This window comes from Luteimonas suaedae (genome assembly GCF_008312895.1).
Lineage (GTDB): Bacteria > Pseudomonadota > Gammaproteobacteria > Xanthomonadales > Xanthomonadaceae > Luteimonas > Luteimonas suaedae.
The window spans coordinates 1-1,858 of sequence record NZ_VSSP01000036.1 but is presented as its reverse complement, the minus strand read 5'-3'; the positions used below and the strand labels follow the sequence as shown (position 1 = coordinate 1,858).

1 protein-coding gene is annotated in these 1,858 nt (G+C 71.6%); it reads left to right on the top strand.

Translation table 11 applies throughout. The features are described from left to right. A partial coding sequence (locus FXO19_RS18980) for a S8 family serine peptidase (RefSeq protein ID WP_149196680.1) occupies positions 1–1,810 on the top strand: 1,810 nt, incomplete at its 5' end. Positions 1,811–1,858: the final 48 nt, after the last annotated feature.

The window sequence follows — 1,858 nt, the reverse complement described above, 5'->3', positions numbered from 1 at the left end:
CGGTCCGCAGGCGGTGATCGGTGATTCGAAGATCGCCCAGCCGACCGCTGCCGCCCAGGCCGGCGCCCGGGTGATCGTGAAGTATCGCGACGGCAGCCTGGAGAGCACCAGCAACATGGCCAAGTCGCGTGTCGTCGAGTCCGCCGCGGCGCGCTCGGGCGCGAGCATGAAGACCGGGCGCGGTGCCGCCGTGTCCGCGGCGCACCTACGCCGGCTCGGCATCGGCGCGGACCTGCTGCGCCTGTCGCAGAAGCTCGATCACGCTGCGCTCGAGGCGCTGGTGCGCGAGATCGCGGCCGATCCGGCGGTCGAGTACGCGGTGGTCGACGAGCGCGACTATGCGCTGAGCCCGGCCACCGGCGCGCAGCCGCAGTTCACCCCGGACGATCCGTTCTTCGCCCAGTACCAGTGGAACCTGCGCACCGACAATCCCGGCGGCATCGATGCCGAGAGCGCCTGGGACGTTAACACCGGCGACGGCGTGGTGGTGGCGGTGCTCGACACCGGCATCCTGCCCGAGCATCCCGACATGTCGTCCGGCCAGCTGCTGGAAGGCTACGACTTCATCTCCGACGCTTTCGTCTCCCGCCGCGACACCGACGACCGTGTCCCCGGCGCGCTCGACTACGGCGACTGGAACCCGGTGGCGAGCGAGTGCTACGCCGGCTCGCCGGTGCAGGACAGCTCCTGGCACGGCACCCACGTCGCCGGCACCGTCGCCGAGAGCACCAACAACGCGCTCGGTGCGGCCGGCGTCGCCCACGGCGCCCAGGTGCTGCCGGTGCGCGTGCTCGGCCGCTGCGGCGGCTACCTGTCCGACATCGCCGACGCGATCGTGTGGGCCTCGGGCGGCAGCGTCGACGGCATTCCGGCCAACGAGCACCCGGCCGAGGTCATCAACCTGAGCCTGGGCGGCAGCTCGGCCTGCGACGCGGTCTACCAGACCGCGATCGACACCGCGACGGCCAACGGCAGCACGGTGGTGGTCGCGGCCGGCAACAGCAACGGCAACGTCGCCAACTTCCGCCCGGCCAGCTGCGACAACGTGGTCGCGGTGGGCGCCACCCGGATCACCGGCGGCAAGGCGTCGTACTCGAACTACGGCGACCTGGTCGACCTGTCGGCGCCGGGCGGCGGCGGCGGCGCGGACACGGGCAATGATGGCTGGGACGGCTACATCCTGCAGGCCGGTTCCGATGCGGCAACCACGCCGGACTCGGGTGATTACCTCTACACCGGCTATGCCGGCACCTCGATGGCCGCGCCGCACGTGGCGGCGGTGGCGGCGCTGGTGCAGAGCGCGCTGGTGGCGGCCGAACGCGATCCACTGAGCCCGGCCGACATGGAAGCGCTGCTGAAGGACTCGGCACGCGCGTTCCCGGTGTCGATCCCGTCGAGCACGCCGCTGGGCACCGGCATCGTCGATCCGGTGGCGGCGCTGGATGCGGCGCTGGAGGAGCCGTGCGATCCGGAAGTGGAGCAGTGCGAGCCGGACGCGACGCCGCTGGTCAACAAGGTGCCGGTGCGCGGCCTGAGCGGGGCGGCGGGCAGCGAGGCGCTGTATGCGATCGAGGTGCCGGCGGGCGTGAACGGTCCGCTGAGCATCACCACCAGCGGCGGCAGCGGCGATGTGTCGCTGCACGTGAGCCTGGACGCCGAACCGGAGGCCGGGGCTGGCGACTGGAACTCGACCCGACCGGGCAATAGCGAGGTGGTCCGCATCAACGGTCCCGCCGCCGGCGTGTACTACGTCAAGCTGGTGGGCGTGCGTGCGTTCAGCAACGTCACCCTGCAGGCGCGGCACAACTGATCCTCGCGATCTTCGTGTGTCCCAGGAACCCCGGCTTCGGCCGGGGTT